The 16849-nt window shown below is 59.1% G+C and carries 18 protein-coding genes; 6 read left to right on the forward strand and 12 right to left on the reverse strand.

Annotated elements, in window-relative coordinates:
- Positions 1 to 8 precede the first annotated feature (8 nt).
- The 4 genes from FHN83_RS25485 to nasR all read right to left on the reverse strand — a co-directional run bounded on the left by FHN83_RS25485 (position 9) and on the right by nasR (position 4329).
- Complete coding sequence (locus FHN83_RS25485) at positions 9 to 797, reverse strand: ABC transporter ATP-binding protein (RefSeq protein WP_103179937.1); 789 nt, start codon at positions 795 to 797, stop codon at positions 9 to 11.
- Between the two features lie 9 nt (positions 798 to 806).
- Complete coding sequence (gene ntrB / locus FHN83_RS25490) at positions 807 to 1685, reverse strand: nitrate ABC transporter permease (protein WP_139565345.1); 879 nt, start codon at positions 1683 to 1685, stop codon at positions 807 to 809.
- A 1-nt stretch (position 1686) separates the two neighbouring features.
- Positions 1687 to 2934: a CmpA/NrtA family ABC transporter substrate-binding protein gene (locus FHN83_RS25495; protein WP_138369261.1), complete on the reverse strand. Its 1248-nt coding sequence runs from the start codon at positions 2932 to 2934 to the stop codon at positions 1687 to 1689.
- Positions 2935 to 3162: 228 nt separating this feature from the next.
- A complete protein-coding gene (nasR, locus tag FHN83_RS25500) occupies positions 3163 to 4329 on the reverse strand; it encodes a nitrate regulatory protein NasR (RefSeq protein ID WP_139565346.1) in 1167 nt (388 codons plus the stop codon).
- Positions 4330 to 4402: 73 nt separating this feature from the next.
- Here nasR and FHN83_RS25505 point away from each other — a divergent pair, with 73 nt between their 5' ends.
- The 3 genes from FHN83_RS25505 to FHN83_RS25515 all read left to right on the forward strand — a co-directional run bounded on the left by FHN83_RS25505 (position 4403) and on the right by FHN83_RS25515 (position 7103).
- Positions 4403 to 4756: a DsrE/DsrF/TusD sulfur relay family protein gene (locus FHN83_RS25505; RefSeq protein WP_139565347.1), complete on the forward strand. Its 354-nt coding sequence runs from the start codon at positions 4403 to 4405 to the stop codon at positions 4754 to 4756.
- Positions 4757 to 4863: 107 nt separating this feature from the next.
- Complete coding sequence (locus FHN83_RS25510) at positions 4864 to 6648, forward strand: methyl-accepting chemotaxis protein (protein ID WP_039030708.1); 1785 nt, start codon at positions 4864 to 4866, stop codon at positions 6646 to 6648.
- Between the two features lie 212 nt (positions 6649 to 6860).
- Positions 6861 to 7103: a DUF1883 domain-containing protein gene (locus tag FHN83_RS25515; RefSeq protein ID WP_039030709.1), complete on the forward strand. Its 243-nt coding sequence runs from the start codon at positions 6861 to 6863 to the stop codon at positions 7101 to 7103.
- 38 nt (positions 7104 to 7141) lie between these two features.
- Here FHN83_RS25515 and FHN83_RS25520 read toward each other — a convergent pair whose 3' ends face one another.
- Together FHN83_RS25520 and chaB are read right to left on the reverse strand one after the other, a co-directional pair.
- Complete coding sequence (locus FHN83_RS25520) at positions 7142 to 7837, reverse strand: gamma-glutamylcyclotransferase (RefSeq protein ID WP_039030710.1); 696 nt, start codon at positions 7835 to 7837, stop codon at positions 7142 to 7144.
- A gap of 194 nt (positions 7838 to 8031) precedes the next feature.
- The gene (gene chaB / locus FHN83_RS25525; RefSeq protein WP_039030711.1) at positions 8032 to 8262 is read right to left on the reverse strand and encodes a putative cation transport regulator ChaB; all 231 of its coding nucleotides are present in this window, start codon (positions 8260 to 8262) and stop codon (positions 8032 to 8034) included.
- A 268-nt stretch (positions 8263 to 8530) separates the two neighbouring features.
- Between chaB and chaA the strand changes: the two genes are divergently transcribed.
- Positions 8531 to 9631, forward strand: coding sequence for a sodium-potassium/proton antiporter ChaA (gene chaA, locus FHN83_RS25530; RefSeq protein WP_039030712.1), 1101 nt, complete (start codon positions 8531 to 8533; stop codon positions 9629 to 9631).
- Positions 9632 to 9746: 115 nt separating this feature from the next.
- On the opposite strand, the gene kdsA is transcribed toward chaA, so the two are convergent.
- The 6 genes from kdsA to hemA are packed head-to-tail and all read right to left on the reverse strand — an operon-like array spanning position 9747 to position 15050.
- Positions 9747 to 10601 carry a 3-deoxy-8-phosphooctulonate synthase gene (kdsA, locus tag FHN83_RS25535; protein WP_039030713.1) on the reverse strand — a complete coding sequence of 285 codons (855 nt, stop codon included), beginning with the start codon at positions 10599 to 10601 and terminating at the stop codon, positions 9747 to 9749.
- A gap of 36 nt (positions 10602 to 10637) precedes the next feature.
- A complete protein-coding gene (sirB1, locus tag FHN83_RS25540) occupies positions 10638 to 11447 on the reverse strand; it encodes an invasion regulator SirB1 (RefSeq protein WP_039030714.1) in 810 nt (269 codons plus the stop codon).
- 3 nt (positions 11448 to 11450) lie between these two features.
- Positions 11451 to 11843, reverse strand: a complete 393-nt coding sequence (sirB2, locus tag FHN83_RS25545; protein WP_039030715.1) for an invasion regulator SirB2 — start codon at positions 11841 to 11843, stop codon at positions 11451 to 11453.
- A complete protein-coding gene (gene prmC / locus FHN83_RS25550) occupies positions 11836 to 12669 on the reverse strand; it encodes a peptide chain release factor N(5)-glutamine methyltransferase (RefSeq protein WP_138369266.1) in 834 nt (277 codons plus the stop codon). The genes sirB2 and prmC overlap by 8 nt, the downstream gene beginning before the upstream one ends.
- The gene (prfA, locus tag FHN83_RS25555) at positions 12669 to 13751 is read right to left on the reverse strand and encodes a peptide chain release factor 1 (RefSeq protein ID WP_138369267.1); all 1083 of its coding nucleotides are present in this window, start codon (positions 13749 to 13751) and stop codon (positions 12669 to 12671) included. Before prfA ends, prmC begins: the two co-directional genes overlap by 1 nt.
- 42 nt (positions 13752 to 13793) lie before the next feature.
- The gene (gene hemA, locus FHN83_RS25560) at positions 13794 to 15050 is read right to left on the reverse strand and encodes a glutamyl-tRNA reductase (RefSeq protein WP_039030718.1); all 1257 of its coding nucleotides are present in this window, start codon (positions 15048 to 15050) and stop codon (positions 13794 to 13796) included.
- Positions 15051 to 15271: 221 nt separating this feature from the next.
- On the opposite strand from hemA, the gene lolB reads away from it, so the two are divergent.
- Positions 15272 to 15883: a lipoprotein insertase outer membrane protein LolB gene (gene lolB / locus FHN83_RS25565; RefSeq protein WP_039030719.1), complete on the forward strand. Its 612-nt coding sequence runs from the start codon at positions 15272 to 15274 to the stop codon at positions 15881 to 15883.
- Positions 15880 to 16749 carry a 4-(cytidine 5'-diphospho)-2-C-methyl-D-erythritol kinase gene (gene ispE, locus FHN83_RS25570; protein ID WP_138369268.1) on the forward strand — a complete coding sequence of 290 codons (870 nt, stop codon included), beginning with the start codon at positions 15880 to 15882 and terminating at the stop codon, positions 16747 to 16749. Before lolB ends, ispE begins: the two co-directional genes overlap by 4 nt.
- The last annotated feature ends 100 nt before the right edge of the window (positions 16750 to 16849 follow it).

Genomic DNA, 16849 nt, shown 5'->3' on the forward strand with positions numbered 1-16849 from the left:
GGTGCTCCTCAGGCCGCTTTCGGCTGTTTTTCGTAGAGGAAGTGGAGGATCTGCTGGCGCATATGGTGATAGCGGCTCTCTTCCGCCAGCTGCACCCGGTTACGCGGCCGCGGCAGATCGACGCGCAGGATCTCGCCCACCGTCGCCGCCGGACCGTTGGTCATCATCAGCACCCGGTCCGAGAGCAGTACCGCCTCGTCCACGTCGTGGGTGATCAGCACGATGGTGGTGTTCAGCTCCTGCTGGATGTGCATCACCGAATCCTGCAGATGGGCGCGGGTCAGGGCGTCGAGGGCGCCAAACGGCTCATCCATCAGCAGCACTTTTGGCTTCATCGCCAGGGCGCGGGCAATGCCCACCCGCTGCTTCATGCCGCCAGAGATCTCCCCCGGGCGCTTGTGGATGGCGTGCCCCATCTGCACCCGCTCGAGGTTATGTTCGATCCACTCCCGGCGTTCCGCTTTGCTCATGCTGCGGCGGAACACCTGATCCACCGCCAGCGCCACGTTGTCGAAGCAGGTCAGCCACGGCAGCAGGGAGTGGTTCTGAAACACCACCGCCCGCTCCGGCCCCGGCCCGGCGATCTCGCGGTTATCGCAGAGAAGCCCGCCTTCGGTTGGCAACGTGATGCCCGCGATCAGGTTAAGCAGCGTGGATTTGCCGCAGCCGGAGTGACCAATCAGGCTGATGGTCTCCCCTTCGTGAATATCAAAAGAGACGTTCTGCAGTGCCAGAAACTCGCCGCTGGCAGTGGAAAAACGCTGGCTGACGGCCTGGACCTGAATTAATGGTTTCATGTGCGCTCCTTATTTTTCCTGCCAGCTGAAACGACGGGCGATCAGCATCAGCCCCTGCTCCAGCAGCAAACCCACCACGCCGATAATGACGATGGCGATGAGAATGTTTTCAACGTTGAGGTTGTTCCACTCGTTCCAGATCCAGAAGCCGATACCCAGGCCCCCGGTAAGCATCTCGGCGGCGACAATCACCAGCCAGGCGATGCCGATGGAGAGCCGCACCCCGGTCAGCACCGCGGGCAGCACGGCCGGGAAGAGAATGCGGCGCATCACCGTCCACTCAGACAGTTGCAGCACCCGGGCGACGTTGAGGTAATCCTCCGGGATGCGGCGCACCCCTTCGGCGGTGTTGATGACCATCGGCCAGATCGAGCAGATAAAAATGGTCCAGCTGGAGGCGGGCTCCGCCTTCTGGAACAGCAGCAGGCCAATGGGCAGCCAGGCCAGCGGGCTGACCGGGCGCAGCAGGGCAATCAGCGGGGTGAACATGCGGGACATAAAGGTGAAGCGGCCAATCATAAAGCCCAGCGGAATGCCCACGATGGCCGCCAGACCAAAGCCGATGGCAACACGCTGCAGCGAGGCCAGCACGTTCCAGCCCACCCCCATGTCGTTTGGCCCGTCGCGATAGAAGGGATCGGCAAACAGGGTGAGAGCAGAATCCAGCGTGCTGAGCGGCGTTGGGAAGCCTTTGCTGTTGATGGCCGCCAGCTGCCAGGCAATCACCAGCAGCCCCAGGCCGAGCAGCGCCGGGATCAGGCGTTGCAGCAGGTCGTTAATCCGCCGGGCAAACGCCGGGGTGCGACGGCGCACCTGCACCGGCGGGAGAGCGATCACTTCACCGCTGACCGGCTCGGCGGGTGCGGCTTTGGTGTTAACTTTTTTCATATCAGGCCCCTGTACGGTGAATAGCGAAACTGTTGGCGTAACCCTTCGGATCGGTGCCGTTCCAGACGGTGCCGTCCATCAGGGTGCTGCTGCGCAGCGGCGAAGATGGCGCGCGAATGCCCCCTACTGCGGTGGCGGCGTCCTGCCAGACGTCGGTGCGGTTGATGCGCTGCGCGATGGCGGCGTAGTCAGGATCGGTTTTCAGCAGCCCCCAGCGGCGGAACTGGGTCAGGAACCACATCCCGTCGGAGTGCCACGGATAGCTCACCGCCCCGTCCTCAAAGAAACGGATCGGGTTGGCATCCTGCCAGCGGTGGCCGGTTCCGTTGTCGTACTCCCCCAACATGCGGCCGGTGAGGTACTGCTCCTTGGTGTTGAGCCAGGCGCGACGGGCCAGCAGCTGAGCGGTTTCTTCTTTGTTCTGCGGCGAGGCGTCGATCCAGCGCTGGGCCTCCAGCAGGGCGCTCACCAGCGCCCGGGCGGTGTTCGGATGCTGCCCGACCCACTCGCTGCGGGTGCCGAGCACTTTTTCCGGGTGTTCCGGCCAGATCGACTGCGAGGTGGCGGCGGTAAAGCCGATGCGATCGTTAATGGCGCGGGCGTTCCACGGCTCGCCGACGCAAAAGCCGACCATATTGCCGATGCGCATGTTCATCACCATCTGCGGCGGCGGCACCACCACGGTGCGCACATCGTCAAACGGGTTAATGCCTGCGCTCGCCAGCCAGTAGTAGAGCCACATGGCATGGGTGCCGGTGGGAAAGGTATGGGCGAAGGTATAGCTGCCCGGCGCCTGCCGGGCGATAAGCTTTTTCAGCCCCTCAACGTCGCGCACGCCCTGCTGGGCCAGATCGCTCGACAGGGTGATCGCCTGCCCGTTGCGGTTGAGGGTCATCAGGTTGGCCATCGGTTTGGGTTTACCGGCGATCCCCAGCTCCAGACCGTACAGCAGGCCATAGAGAATGTGCGCCGCGTCCAGCTCCCCGGCGACCAGCTTGTCGCGCACCGCCGCCCAGCTGGCCTCTTTAGTGGGCACCAGGGTGAAGCCGTATTTTTTATCGAAACCTTTATATGCCGCGATGGCCAGCGGCGCGCAGTCGGTCAGCGGAATAAAGCCGACGCGCACGGTATCGAGTTCCGGTTTATCGGAGCCTGCGGCCCACGCAGCCTGCATCACGCCCGGCAACATGAGCGCCCCGCCGGCCAGCGCGCTGGCCTGTAAAAAACGCCGTCTTGTCCATTCCACCATGTTCACTCCCGAAAAAAAGCCAAAAAAAAACGCCCGGCAGTGCCGGAGCACTGCAGGACGCCTTTATCCTTCGTCACGACCCACCGCCGTTGGCGCGTCGTTAAAATTGTTATGTTGATTAATGCAAGGGTGATGCCAGGTTTTAAACGCTTAAATGACGGGCCTTTTCTGCCTGCGGGTCAGGAAAACGCACCTCAACCATGCAGGCCTTGCCCAGCCAGGGTGCATTCACGGCTGCCAGAGGGCTTTGACCGTCAGCAGCGCCCGGGCGATATCCACCATCCTCTGGTTTTTATCCATCGCCATCTTGCGCAACTGGCACCAGGCCTGCTCCTCGCTCATCTGCTGATGGGTCATCAGCACGCTTTTGGCCTTGTCGATGATTTTGCGCTCCTCCAGGGTGTCGCGCATTGAGGCCAGCTGGCGGGAGAGCTGTTCGATCTCCTGCGCCTGCTGGCGCACCAGCGGCAGCAGGGGTTTCTGCGGGTAGAGCGCCAGCGGCTCATCCGTTTGCGGCTCGGCGGGCGGCTCGTCGTCGGCCCGGCTAATCAGCGACTCTACCGCCAGCATCAGATCGTCGATGAGCATCTCTTCCAGGGTGCGCAGATGTTCAAGGCGCTCGGTTTGCAGCGAGAACCAGTGCAGCGCCAGCACGCCTTGATCCGCAGCGGGTTGCCGGGTACAGGCCAGCCGCCGCAGCTGTTCAACTTCCGCTCCCGGCACGCTGAGTGTGAAGTGGTTATGCAGGCTGGCAGGCGTAAGGGAGAGGAAGACCTCAAAACAGGTTTGCTGCCCGTCGATCCGGTCCACCAGCGTCTGGCGCATTTCGTCGCTGAAAAAGCCCTGGGTAAAGCCAATCGCTCCCAGGGCCCTCTCCTGTCCTACCAGCTCTTTGCCCTGCATCAGGCTGTAAAGGGCGACAAATCTGCCCGCGATTTGCGGATCGTCAATGCTGTCATTAAGTTGCGGCACAATACTGAGCAGGTTACGCAGCATGCGGCCATAGCGCTCCATCGCCGTTGTCGCGGGCAGCGCGCAATCTGTAATTGCCTCGCGAAGCCCGGGAAGTTGCTCCAGGCTTTGCAGGGCGTTGGCGACCCGCTCGCACAGGGCACCGCTGGCCATCAGCGGCGTGCCGAGAGCCTGATGCAGCGCCTGCAGATAATCGTCCACCAGCGCGCGGCTGGCTTTACACTCCAGGGCGTACAGCGCCCCCTGTGAGCAGAGCCAGATGTTGGAGGCTCCGCGCTCGCACTGTAGCATGTGGGCAAGATGGCCGATCCGGCTGACCAGGGTGCCCAGCTGCGCCAGTTTGCACAGCTGCGCTTTCCGCAGCAGTCTGGCCTGCTGGTACCATTCAGTGGCGCCGGGTGGACGGCCCGTGTTTATCGTCATGCTTTCTCTCCCGGATCGATATCTAATGATGAGAGAAGCAATTTTCATGCCTTTTCATTGTTCAGGAGTCAAGATGCAGAAGATTGTGATTGTCGCCAACGGCGCGGCCTACGGCAGCGAATCCCTGTTTAACAGCCTGCGGCTGGCCATTGCCTTGCGCGAACAGGAGAGCGACCTGGATCTGCGCCTGTTTTTAATGTCCGATGCGGTGACCGCCGGACTGCGCGGCCAGAAGCCTGCGGAGGGCTATAACATTCAGCAGATGCTGGAGATCCTGACGGCGCAGAACGTGACGGTAAAACTGTGCAAAACCTGCACCGATGGCCGCGGCATCAGCGCCCTGCCGCTGATCGAGGGGGTCGAGATTGACACCCTGGTAGAGCTGGCGCAGTGGACGTTATCCGCCGATAAACTATTAACATTTTAATAATACTTTAACTTAAATATTTTTTTCTTATGAGCGCGGTTCCAGCATCAAGTTTGCCTGCCCGATGCCGATAGGCATTTAACAACAACACAGCAGGTATAACATTTATGTTCAGGTCAATTCGCGCTCGTATTATTGCGGCGACGGTCGGATGTCTGATCGCCGCGCTTGTACTGAATACCGTGATCAATTTCCAGGTCACGCGTCAGGATAATCAACAGTCGCAACGCTCCATGCTCGCCAGTACCAGCGCCAGCCACAGCATGGCGATTGCCGACTGGGTCAGCAGCAAGACAACCATCATCAACTCCCTGCAAAACGTTGCCCTGAGCGACGATCCGGTCCCGGTGTTTAAACAGCTGGCGCAGGCGGGCGGATTTATCAACGTCTATGCCGGATATGCCAGCAAAACCGCGAAGTTCTCCAATCCTGACGGCGTGCCCGCCGACTACGATCCGACGGTGCGCCCGTGGTATCAGCAGGCGGTGAAAGAGGATCGCGCCATTGTCACCGCGCCCTATGTGGATACCGGCACCAAAAAGCTGGTGGTGACCTTCGCCGTGCCGGTGAAAGAGAACGGCGAGTTAAAAGCCGTGCTGGCGGGCGACGTGGCGATGGACAGCGTGATCGCCAACGTGCGCGGCATTCATCCGACCCCGGCCAGCAGCGGGCTGCTGGTGGACAGCGATGGCTCGGTCATTGCCGCAAGCGATCCTGAGCTGACCCTGAAACCCTTTAAGGATGTCATCAGCGGCGTCGATCTGGCGGCGCTGAAGAACGGCAACAGCGCCGACGGCCAGTACAACGGCGTGGCAAAAACCTTCTCTGCGACCCCGATTGCCGGCACCCAATGGCAGCTGATTGTGGCGCTCGACAGCGATGACGCCACCTCGGGGATGCGCACCCTGCTGAAAGCCTCCTCCCTGTCGCTGGTGATCCTCGTGCTGCTCAGCGCGGTGGTGGTGCATTTCGTGATCGCCCGTCTGCTGAAACGCCTGTCGGAGATCCGCGATGCGATGCACGCCATTGCTAACGGCACCAACGATCTCTCCCAGCGCCTGCCGGAGAAAGGTGACGATGAGGTGGCGCAGATCGCCCATGCGTTCAACGCCTTCAGCGACAAGCTCTCGGTGGTGATGGTGCAGCTGCGCGACGCCAGCGCCTCGGTGAAAAACGCCGCTCAGGAGATTGCCGCCGGTAACCAGGATCTCTCTGGCCGTACCGAGCGGGCCGCCTCCAGCCTGCGTGAAACCGCCAGCGCCGTGGAGCAGATCACCGCCTCCGTCGCCCAGTCCACCGAATCTGCCGCCGTGGCGAACGAGCAGGCGGGCAAAGCCGCCGAGGCCGCGACGCGCGGTGGCAGCGTGGTATCGCAGGCGATCACCACCATGCAGTCCATTGAGGCCGCCTCGACCAAAATTGGCGACATCACCAGCGTGATTGACGGCATTGCCTTCCAGACCAACATTCTGGCGCTTAACGCCTCGGTCGAAGCGGCCCGCGCCGGTGAACAGGGTCGTGGCTTTGCGGTCGTGGCGGGGGAAGTGCGCAATCTCGCCAGCCGCAGCGCCCAGGCGGCAAAAGAGATCAAGAGCCTGATCGACTCTACCACCGACAGCGTGGCGACCGGGTCGCGCTACGTGCATCTCGCCGGACAGAGCATGGATGAGATCGTCACCAGCATTGGCAGCATGTCGGGGATCATGCGGGAGATCACTGTAGCCACCAGCGAGCAGATGAAAGGCATTCAGGAGATTAACCGCGCGGTGCTTAACCTGGACAGCATGGTGCAGCAAAACGCCGAGCTGGTGGTGGAGTCGGCCGCTGCGGCCAGCGCCCTGCAGGGTCAGGCAGGCGACCTCGCTGAAACCGCAGGCCATTTCCGCATTTAATGTTAAAGCAATGCCTGAAAGCCGCGTAAAGCGACGTCAGCTGAACCCTTTCAGGCATATTGTCATTTTTGTTTAAGGTTTATGCCATTTTTTGATCAAAATCAGCACCCCTGACCTTCCCCTTTGGTGTTATGCCATGAGTGAATTGTGAACAACATCACGCTCAGGATTGGCCGCAAGGAGAGCGTCGTTTTCAGATACGGGGTAATAAAATGGCACTGGTAAAAGCAAGTCTGAAGTTGTTTGGCGGGGATACGGTAGTGGTGCGCTGCTCAGAGCGTTGCCATATTCATCTGATGAGTAACAAAGCACCACGTAAAACGCAGGCGGATATTTTAAGCGTGCAGGACAGAGACAACGCCTGGCTCACGGTGCCCTACACCGGGACCTGGGAGGTACTCATCGACAGCCACAGCCAGTCCCTTGAGCACTCCATCAGCTACGTCGCAGCCTGATAACTAAGCCCGGTGGCGCAAGGTCACCGGGCGTTTTTTCAGGCAAAGCCCGGACGCAGTTGGCTGTCAGGCGAGGCGTTATCCAGCAAGGCCCGCACCCGCGACACCAGCTCATTCAGACAATCATCCTGCATACCCAGACGCGTTAACTCCTGATCGAGGGAGAAGAGGTACTGCGCGTTGGTGCCAAGCGGGCCGCTGGCGGCGGCAATCAGCGGGGCAATGACCTGCGCGCGGGTATCGGCTTCAAACAGCGGATGGCGCGGATCCATAATGAAGACCAGCGCATTAACGGTACGTCCGTCATCCAGTTCCAGCTTGCACCAGCTCGGCATATAGCAGCCAGTGATCATCTCGCGCTTCCACAGCAGCGCCAGCTCCTCTTCCAGGCTCGCATCCGGCAGGCGATAGGCCACCCCCGTGGTGCGTCCGCCCTCTTTCAGTGCAAGCATGCGCCCTGGCTGACAGGCGCTGCCGCGTCCGGCGGTCAGGCGCAAACAGAAGGCGCGATGCCAGCCCGGCAGCGTACCGGTTGCCGATTCGACAAACTCCAGCGCCGGGTTCCACATCAGGGAGCCGTAGCCAAACAGCCAGACCGGACCGTTGTCCGGACGGCAGGCAAGGGTTGCGGCCAGCGACGCCGCTCGCTGCTCGGCTGACCACAAAAGCGACTCTTCAATCGCACCGAAGGCCGTTTTACAGTCGGCCTTCATCAGAAAATCACGCGTTAACATATTGCACCTCCGCCACTGCCTGCTTCCATTCGCACACTTTTTTGAACCTTCCGGGTCCTTTTACTGCTCAATTAGAAAGCAGCTACCGTGACGATATGCAATAAATTCGCCGGGTGCAACAGAGCGGCGCGTCGAGAGCCTTAAAAGTCAAAGCGCAGGGTGCAAACTATTAAGCACAGCGCACTAAGCAACGGCTATTTCTTCTTGTGCCACTTATCATCCTCACCCTTTTCATAATCCTGCTTCACCGCCGCCCAGGCCACCTTGTGCGCGGTCTCTTCGCGGCTGTCATCGCCCCGACGGTCCTCTTTGTCTTTGTACTGATCCCAGGCGCTGTTAAAGGCTTCTTTGTAGATATCCTGCGCGTGGGCGGGCAGAACGTGCTGAACGTTATCCGGTAAATCACTTTTCGATTTGTATGGCATGGCAAGCCCCTCTTTTTAATCAATTACTAAGTGTGGTCCACAATGCCGGAGCCTTCCAGTTGAATTGATAATCGGATAATTCTATTGCTTAATTCACTGTTATTAAGAATATATTTAATAAAATCTTCTCATTATGAAGCTCTCACGTAAAAATGACGTGATACCGTAAAATTAAGTAAAAGATAACCAGAAATTAACGGTAATCTGTTAATTTAACGTCCTCTTTTTCTGTCTACAATAATAAGCACCTGCAACTCTGGAGATATACATGACAACAGCACACGAGGCGGTGAAAACCCGCCATAAGGAGACGTCTCTCATTTTCCCGGTGCTGGCCCTGGCCGTGCTGCTCTTCTGGGGAAGTAGTCAGTCGCTGCCAGTGGTCATCGGTATTAATTTGCTTGCCCTGGTGGGTATTCTGAGCAGCGCCTTTAGCGTTGTCCGCCATGCCGACGTGCTGGCCCACCGCCTGGGCGAACCCTACGGTTCCCTGATTTTAAGTCTTTCCGTCGTTATTCTTGAAGTGAGCCTTATTTCCGCTCTGATGGCGACCGGTGACGCCGCGCCAACGCTGATGCGCGATACGCTCTATTCCATCATTATGATTGTCACCGGCGGGCTGGTCGGCTTCTCGCTGCTGCTGGGCGGGCGCAAATTCGCCACCCAGTATCTGAACCTGTTTGGCATTAAGCAGTATCTGATCGCCCTCTTCCCGCTGGCGATTATCGTGCTGGTGTTCCCGATGGCACTGCCGGGGGCCAATTTTACTACCGGTCAGGCCCTGCTCGTGGCGCTGATTTCCGCGGCGATGTACGGCGTGTTTCTGCTCATCCAGACCAAAACGCACCAGAGCCTGTTCGTGTATGAGCATGAAGATGAGAGCGACGACGATGACCCGCACCACGGCAAGCCGTCCGCGCACAGCAGCCTGTGGCACACGGTCTGGCTGGTGGTGCATCTGATTGCGGTGATCGCGGTCACCAAGATGAATGCGAACCCGCTGGAAACCCTGCTGACCGAGATGAACGCGCCGGTGGCCTTTACCGGTTTCCTGGTGGCTCTGCTGATCCTCTCCCCGGAAGGGCTGGGGGCGTTGCGTGCGGTGCTGAACAACCAGGTGCAGCGCGCCATGAACCTGTTCTTTGGTTCAGTGCTGGCGACCATCTCCCTCACCGTGCCGGTGGTGACGCTGATCGCCTTCCTCACCGGGAACGAGCTGCAGTTCAGCCTCGGTGCACCGGAGATGATTGTGATGGTGGCGTCGCTGCTGCTGTGCCAGATTTCGTTTTCCACCGGGCGCACCAATGTGCTCAACGGTGCGGCGCACATGGCGTTGTTTGCGGCGTATTTGATGACGATATTTGCGTAGCCTGACGCCCGGCGGCGCTGCGCTTGCACGGGCCTACGGGTTTTGTAGGCCGGGTAAGCGCAGCGCCACCCGGCAAAATCACCCATAAAAAAACCCGCCGAAGCGGGTTTTTTTATTAGTTGCTGGTATCCAGCTCTTCAAAACTCTTAACCAGGTCGTCAATCGCTTTAATCTGCTTCAGGAACGGCTCCAGCTTATCCAGCGGCAGCGCGGATGGGCCGTCGCACTTAGCGTTGGCTGGGTCCGGGTGCGCTTCAATGAACAGGCCCGCCAGACCGGTCGCCATACCGGCACGCGCCAGTTCAGTCACCTGGGCACGACGGCCGCCGGATGCTGCGCCAAACGGGTCGCGGCACTGCAGGGCGTGGGTCACGTCGAAGATCACCGGCGACTGGTTAGAGACGTTTTTCATCACGCTGAAGCCCAGCATGTCGACCACCAGGTTGTCGTAACCGAAGTTAGCGCCACGGTCGCACAGAATAACTTTGTCGTTACCGCCTTCGATAAACTTATCGACGATGTTCCCCATCTGGCCTGGGCTTACGAACTGCGGTTTTTTCACGTTGATCACGGCACCGGTTTTCGCCATCGCTTCGACCAGGTCGGTCTGACGGGCGAGGAACGCGGGGAGCTGGATCACGTCGACAACGTCAGCGACAGGCTGCGCCTGGCTGGCTTCATGGACGTCGGTGATCACTTTTACGCCAAAAGTCTGCTTCAGCTCCTGGAAAATCTTCATCCCCTCTTCCAGGCCCGGGCCACGGTAAGAGTGAATGGAGGAGCGGTTGGCTTTGTCAAAAGAGGCTTTGAACACGTACGGAATGCCCAGCTTCTGGGTCACGGTCACGTAATGTTCGCAGATACGCATCGCGAGGTCGCGGGATTCCAGAACGTTCATGCCGCCGAACAGCACGAACGGCAGGTCGTTCGCCACGTTGATATCGCCAATGCTAACCACTTTTTGTTTCATAGGATCGCCTTATTCAGGGGTGAATCGGAATTAAGATTAATGCAGTGTAATCTGTTTGTGCGCGATGGAATTAATCTGCGCGCGGATCATTTCGCTGATCGGATCTTCCGGACACTGCTCAACAAAATAACTCAAATCATTCAGCGCAACGTGGTCGCACTCAAGCTGGACGTAGATCAGACCGCGGTCGCGGATCTCATACGGATCTTCCGGGTTAAACTGCAGCAGCACCTCACTGGCACGCAGCGCCAGCTCCATCTGCCGCTCTTCCATCAGCGCCGACTTCAGGGTGTCCAGCAGCTTGCGGATCACCTCGGCGTTATCCGCTTCATCCAGATCTTCGTTGTACAGCTCCGCCATCGGACTGATGTTGCCCTTCAGCCAGACATCCAGCGTATGGTCGTCGAGGGTCTCGCCATTGAACGGGTTGATTAACCACATTTCACCGTCGAGCCACTCGGCGCGCAGCAGCATCTGCGTCGGGAAGATGACCGGCACCAGCGGGATATCCAGACGGTGCGCCACCCATAATAAAATCGCCCCCAGGGAGACGGCGCTGCCCTGACGGTTTTTCAGTACCTGATCGAGCCACAGCGCGTCGGAGAGGCGATACACGCCGCGCGTATCGCAAAAGCCCCACTCGCCATAGAAAAGCTCAATCAGTTTTTCCAGTTGCCAGTCCTGAGGGCGCGCCTGATTAATCTCTTCACGCGCCAGACTCACCAGCTGCTCCAGCTCGTCATAGACATACTGCGAAATGAAATCATCGCGGATCAACTCTGATACCTTAATCATCCCATCGCACAGCGGCACTTTATTAAATTCGAAATCGGCCAAGGACCTCATGACTTACCCCAGTATCGGTATTCTTGTGGTGGCGAGTTTAATGATGATGTACAGCACCACCAGCCCCAGCAGAAAGGCAATAAACCCCACCTGCTGGCTGCGCGGACGATGACGCCCCAGCGCAATAAAACCCAAAACGATGTAGATGATAACGCCAAACAGCTTTTCAGTCAGCCATGAGCCTTCATCTGTAAATGGCAGATAACCCGTTATCCACATCAGACCCGCGCCGGAGAGAAACAGCACGGTGTCGATGCAGTGCGGCAGCACCCTCACCCAGCGCGCGTTGATCAGGGCATTACTGCTGTAACGCCACCAGTAACGCAGCGCAAAAAAACTGACGGTCAGGGTGACTGCCGTCAGATGCAGGGTGATGAGTAGAGAAAAGCTATTCATGCCATTTGCCAAGGGTCAGGCGCTCATTACCGCCATAGTCGCGACAGGTTTCAACCTGGGTAAAACCGGCCTGCCGGAAGAGGTTACGCACCGGATCGCCCTGCGTCCAGCCATGTTCCAGCAGCAGCCAGCCGCCGCTCACCAGATGTTGACGAGACTGGATGATAATATGGCTGAGATCCGCAAGGCCCTGATCCGCTGCAACCAGCGCGCTGCGCGGTTCAAAACGCACGTCGCCCTCGCCGAGGTGCGGATCGCATTCATCAATATAGGGCGGGTTGCTGACGATGGTCTCAAACTGCTGGTCAGCGAGGGCCGCAAACCAGCTGCTCTGTCGCACCGTCACGTTTTTAAGTCCCAGACGCTCAAGGTTACGCTGTGCCAGCGCCACCGCGTCGGGCATCACGTCCACCGCCGTCACCTGACAGTCAGGCCGCTCGCTGGCCAGCGCCAGAGCGATAGCTCCGGTGCCGGTGCCTAAATCGAGAATACGCGCGGGCGCGGCGGGCAATCTGGCCAGCGCCTGCTCCACCAGACATTCGGTGTCGGGACGGGGGATCAGCGTGGCGGCAGAGACATACAGCGGCAGCGACCAGAACTCACGCTCGCCCACCAGGTGCGCCACCGGCTCGCCGGTTTTACGCCGGGCCAGGAGAGCCTCAAGCTGCGCCTGCTGATCGGCGGTGAGCTCGGTTTCACCAAAGGCGAGAAGATAGGTGCGTGCTTTGCCGGTCACGTGCTCCAGCAGGATCTCCGCATCGCGACGGGGGCTTTCGCCGCCCGCCAGCGTCGTTATCGCCTGCTGTAACCAGTGCTGAAAATCCATTAATCCTGCTCTGCCAGCGCCGCCAGCTGATCGGCCTGGTACTCCTGCACGATAGGCTCGATCAGCGAATCCAGTTTGCCTTCCATGGTCTCATCCAGACGATAGAGGGTCAGGTTGATGCGGTGATCGGTCACGCGCCCCTGCGGGAAGTTGTAGGTACGGTTACGATCGCTGCGATCGCCGCTGCCCAACAGGTTACGACGGGTTGAGGCTTCCGCCTGCTGGCGTTTTGCCATCTCTGCGGCATGGATACGCGCACCCAGCACCGACAGCGCTTTGGCCTTGTTTTTGTGCTGGGAACGTTCGTCCTGACACTCCACCACAATGCCGGTTGGCAGGTGGGTAATTCGGATCGCGGAGTCGGTGGTGTTAACGTGCTGACCACCCGCGCCGGACGAGCGGAAGGTATCGATGCGCAGATCCGCCGGGTTGATATCCGGCAGTTCGGCTTCCGGCAATTCGGGCATGACCGCTACGGTGCAGGCGGAAGTATGGATACGGCCCTGTGACTCGGTGGCCGGTACGCGCTGAACGCGATGACCGCCGGACTCAAACTTCAGGCGACCGTACACCCCGTCGCCGCTGATTTTGGCGATCACTTCTTTATAGCCGCCGTGCTCGCCTTCGTTGGCGCTCATGATCTCCACGCGCCAGCGACGCGACTCGGCGTAGCGGCTGTACATGCGGAACAGATCCCCGGCAAACAGGGCCGCTTCATCCCCGCCGGTGCCGGCGCGGACTTCGACAAAGGCGTTACGCTCATCGTCCGGATCTTTTGGCAGCAACAGCACCTGAAGCTGCTGCTCCATCTCTTCCGAGCGGACTTTCGCTTCCTGCAACTCTTCCTGCGCCATCTCGCGCATTTCCGGGTCGTCGAGCATCATCTGCGCGGTTTCGATATCTTCCTGAACCTGTTGCCAGTCGGTAAAGCAGCGCGAAACATCGCTTAACTGTGCATATTCGCGCGACAGGGCGCGGAAACGTTCCTGGTCGGCAATGGTCGCGGCATCGCCGAGCAACGCCTGAACTTCTTCATGGCGCTCGTGCAGCGCTTCCAGTTTGGCGACGATAGAGGGCTTCATAGGCGTAAGTGCACCTTTTAATTATAAAATGGGTATGGCGCGCTATTCCAGCCCGAGGCTGTCGCGCAGAATGTTCAGGCGTTCGTCGTCCCCGTCACGGGCAGCCTGTTGAAGTGATTTGGTTGGGGCATGGATCAGACGGTTGGTCAGTTTCCATGCCAGTTCCTGCATGATGACCTGCGGATCGCCGCCCTGTTCCAGGGCCGCCATCGCTTTGGCAGTGAGTTCATTACGAACCTGTTCCGCCTGACCGCGGTATTCGCGAATGGTCTCGCTGACGCTTTGCGCGCGCAGCCAGGCCATAAATTCGCTGGTTTCCTGCTCGACAATCGTTTCGGCCTGCACCGCCGCCGCTTTACGCTGGGCGAGGTTGTGGGAAATGATGCTCTGCAGATCGTCCACGCTGTACAGATAGGCGTTCGCCAGCTTGCCGACTTCCGGTTCGACATCACGCGGTACGGCGATGTCCACCAGCAGCATCGGCTGGTTGCGGCGGGACTTAAGGGCGCGTTCTACCATGCCTTTGCCGATAATCGGCAGCGGGCTGGCGGTGGAGCTGATGATAATATCCGCCTCGTTCAGACGGGCGTCGATGTCGCTCAGGGCGATCACTTCCGCGCCCACCTCATCCGCCAGCGCCTGGGCGCGTTCACGGGTGCGGTTGGCGATAATCATCTTCTTCACTTTGTGCTCGCGCAGATGACGCGCGACCAGCTCAATGGTTTCACCCGCGCCGACCAGCAGCACGGAGACCGTCGAGAGGGATTCAAAGATTTGGCGCGCCAGAGTACAGGCGGCAAACGCAACGGAAACGGCACTGGCGCCAATGTCGGTTTCGGTTCGCACTCGCTTGGCGACGGAGAAGGATTTCTGGAACATGCGCTCCAGCTCGCTGGCCTTAAGATGGCCTTTTTGCGAGTCGGCAAAGGCTTTTTTAACCTGGCCGAGGATCTGCGGTTCACCCAGAACCAGCGAGTCAAGGCCGCTGGCCACGCGCATCAGGTGGCTGACCGCATCGTTATCCTGATGCCAGTACAGGCTGTTGCGCAGCTCTTCTTCGTTCAGATTGTGGTATTCGCATAACCAGCGGATCAGCGCTTCGTGCAGGTTATCCTGCTCTTCCACGCTGAGATAGAGCTCAGTACGGTTGCACGTCGACAGCACCACGCCCCCCTGCACCATTGGCTGGGCAAGCAGACTTTCCAGCGCCTGGTCGAGCGTGTCCGGCGAAAACGTGACGCGTTCTCGCAGTGAAACCGGGGCCGTTTTGTGGTTAATACCGAGTGCTAAAAGGGTCATATGAGCGGGAGTAGTACCAGCGTTAATAAGGTTAGCAGGCCGCATCATACAGGATGCGCGAGATCAATAAAAGAGACTGCCCCCTTTCGGAGTAATAGGTTATTAGTTGTTATTAACGGTTAAATTCAAGTTTTAAGACAACTTGAGCGTAGACGCTACCGCTACCGGACGCTAGCATTAAGCGATATAACTGCCACGTATCTCAAGGATTTGTCCTCATTATGACCAGACTGATTCGCCTGCTGCCCCTCGCCGCGCTGGTGCTTACCGCATGTTCCATTACGCCGCCCAAAGGGCCAGGCAAAAGCCCCGACTCGCCGCAGTGGCGTCAGCACCAGCAGGAGGTGCGCGGTTTAAGCCAGTACCAGACCCGCGGCGCCTTTGCTTATCTGTCGGATCAGCAGAAAGTGTACGCCCGCTTCTTCTGGCAGCAGACCGGCCAGGATCGCTATCGCCTGCTGCTGCTCAATCCGGTGGGGAGCACCGAGATGGAGCTGATTGCTCAGCCAGGCAGCGCGCAAATCACCGACAATAAAGGGCAGAAATATACCGGCACCGATGCCGAAGAGATGATCGGCAAGCTGACCGGAATGCCTATTCCGATCACCAGCCTGCGCCAGTGGATCCTCGGCCTGCCGGGCGACGCCACCGATTACAAACTCGACGACCAGTATCGTCTGAGCGAAGTAAACTACAGCCAGAACGGCAAAAACTGGCACGTGGTTTACGGCGGCTACGACAGCAACACCAAACCGGCTCTGCCGTCCAGCCTGGAACTGACCGAAGGCGGCCAGCGCATCAAGCTGAAGATGGATAACTGGATTGTCAAATGATGACCCACTGGCCTTCACCGGCAAAACTGAACCTGTTTTTATACATCACCGGCCAGCGGGCTGACGGCTATCACACCCTGCAGACGCTGTTTCAGTTTGTCGACTACGGCGACACGATTTCGATTGAACTCCGTCAGGATGGACAGATCCGTCTGCTCACCCCGGTGGAGGGCGTGGCCGATGAAGATAACCTGATCGTCCGCGCTGCCCGGCTGCTGATGGCTGCGGCGCAGCAGAGCGGACGCCTGCCTGCGGGCAGCGGCGCGGATATCAGCGTCGAGAAACGGCTGCCGATGGGCGGCGGGCTGGGCGGCGGGTCGTCAAATGCTGCCACCGTCCTGGTGGTGCTCAATCACCTGTGGGGCTGCGGACTTTCGGTGGATGAACTGGCCGCGCTCGGGCTGACGCTCGGAGCCGACGTGCCGGTGTTTGTCCGGGGGCATGCCGCCTTTGCCGAAGGGGTGGGCGAGATCCTCTCCCCGGCAGAACCTGCCGAAAAATGGTATCTGGTGGCCCACCCGGGTGTCAGCATCCCCACCCCGATTATCTTTAAGGATCCGGACCTTCCACGCGATACCCCGGCCCGGTCAATAGAAACGTTATTAAACTGTGAATTCAGCAACGATTGCGAGGTTATCGCAAGAAAACGTTTTCGCGAGGTTGATGTCGCGCTTTCCTGGCTGTTAGAATACGCGCCGTCGCGCCTGACTGGCACAGGAGCCTGTGTCTTTGCTGAATTTGATACGGAATCCGCCGCACGTCAGGTGCTCGAGCTGGCTCCAGAGTGGCTGCATGGTTTCGTAGCGCGTGGTATGAACATCTCCCCGCTACAGCAGGCCATTCTGGCGCAATCTGAGTTTCGGTGACAACGTCACCCTGTTCCAGACGTTGCATCGCGCTCTTTAATACACCGCCTGGATAGCGTTCGCCTGGCCCGCACAGTTTTCGGCGACACTATCCACCACT

The sequence above is a fragment of the Leclercia adecarboxylata genome (assembly GCF_006171285.1).
Lineage (GTDB): Bacteria > Pseudomonadota > Gammaproteobacteria > Enterobacterales > Enterobacteriaceae > Enterobacter > Enterobacter barmai.

Bases quoted from the DNA above. Each gene is read 5' to 3' on its own strand.
- FHN83_RS25485 (WP_103179937.1), bottom strand. From the start codon at position 797: ATGAAACCATTAATTCAGGTCCAGGCCGTCAGCCAGCGTTTTTCCACT.
- ntrB (WP_139565345.1), bottom strand. From the start codon at position 1,685: ATGAAAAAAGTTAACACCAAAGCCGCACCCGCCGAGCCGGTCAGCGGT.
- FHN83_RS25495 (WP_138369261.1), bottom strand. From the start codon at position 2,934: ATGGTGGAATGGACAAGACGGCGTTTTTTACAGGCCAGCGCGCTGGCC.
- nasR (WP_139565346.1), bottom strand. From the start codon at position 4,329: ATGACGATAAACACGGGCCGTCCACCCGGCGCCACTGAATGGTACCAG.
- FHN83_RS25505 (WP_139565347.1), top strand. From the start codon at position 4,403: ATGCAGAAGATTGTGATTGTCGCCAACGGCGCGGCCTACGGCAGCGAA.
- FHN83_RS25510 (WP_039030708.1), top strand. From the start codon at position 4,864: ATGTTCAGGTCAATTCGCGCTCGTATTATTGCGGCGACGGTCGGATGT.
- FHN83_RS25515 (WP_039030709.1), top strand. From the start codon at position 6,861: ATGGCACTGGTAAAAGCAAGTCTGAAGTTGTTTGGCGGGGATACGGTA.
- FHN83_RS25520 (WP_039030710.1), bottom strand. From the start codon at position 7,837: ATGTTAACGCGTGATTTTCTGATGAAGGCCGACTGTAAAACGGCCTTC.
- chaB (WP_039030711.1), bottom strand. From the start codon at position 8,262: ATGCCATACAAATCGAAAAGTGATTTACCGGATAACGTTCAGCACGTT.
- chaA (WP_039030712.1), top strand. From the start codon at position 8,531: ATGACAACAGCACACGAGGCGGTGAAAACCCGCCATAAGGAGACGTCT.
- kdsA (WP_039030713.1), bottom strand. From the start codon at position 10,601: ATGAAACAAAAAGTGGTTAGCATTGGCGATATCAACGTGGCGAACGAC.
- sirB1 (WP_039030714.1), bottom strand. From the start codon at position 11,447: ATGAGGTCCTTGGCCGATTTCGAATTTAATAAAGTGCCGCTGTGCGAT.
- sirB2 (WP_039030715.1), bottom strand. From the start codon at position 11,843: ATGAATAGCTTTTCTCTACTCATCACCCTGCATCTGACGGCAGTCACC.
- prmC (WP_138369266.1), bottom strand. From the start codon at position 12,669: ATGGATTTTCAGCACTGGTTACAGCAGGCGATAACGACGCTGGCGGGC.
- prfA (WP_138369267.1), bottom strand. From the start codon at position 13,751: ATGAAGCCCTCTATCGTCGCCAAACTGGAAGCGCTGCACGAGCGCCAT.
- hemA (WP_039030718.1), bottom strand. From the start codon at position 15,050: ATGACCCTTTTAGCACTCGGTATTAACCACAAAACGGCCCCGGTTTCA.
- lolB (WP_039030719.1), top strand. From the start codon at position 15,272: ATGACCAGACTGATTCGCCTGCTGCCCCTCGCCGCGCTGGTGCTTACC.
- ispE (WP_138369268.1), top strand. From the start codon at position 15,880: ATGATGACCCACTGGCCTTCACCGGCAAAACTGAACCTGTTTTTATAC.